The organism is Vibrio sp. 10N.222.49.C9 (genome assembly GCF_041474985.1).
Classification (GTDB): Bacteria; Pseudomonadota; Gammaproteobacteria; order Enterobacterales; family Vibrionaceae; genus Vibrio; species Vibrio crassostreae_C.
This window is the reverse complement of record NZ_JBFRVD010000477.1, coordinates 1-272: the sequence shown is the minus strand read 5'-3', so window position 1 is coordinate 272 and position 272 is coordinate 1. Positions and strand designations below refer to the sequence as shown.

Here is a 272-nt window from a genome sequence, read left to right as displayed (position 1 = left end):
ATCTATGATGGTATTAAGGTGATGCTGCTACCACTCGCAACGGTTATTGGTGGCTTCATGCTGAAGAACGTCAATGATTCGTTGGGTGTTACTCAATTTGTCATCGAAACCGTGAGCCCAGTGCTATCTGCAAGCTACTTCCCAGCAATTATCTTTATGATTACCGGCGCGCTAGTATTTGCAACGGCATCTTCTTGGGGTGTGTTTGCTGTGGCAATGCCTATCGTTCTGCCACTAGGCGAGCAACTAGGTGTGCCTCTACACCTAACAGT

Annotated in this window: 1 protein-coding gene; it reads left to right on the top strand. The window is 47.4% G+C overall.

Translation table 11 applies throughout. The annotated features are described in order from the left end of the window. Positions 1-272: Na+/H+ antiporter NhaC family protein (locus AB4585_RS24070; protein WP_372171272.1), on the top strand; the 272-nt coding region annotated here is incomplete at both ends.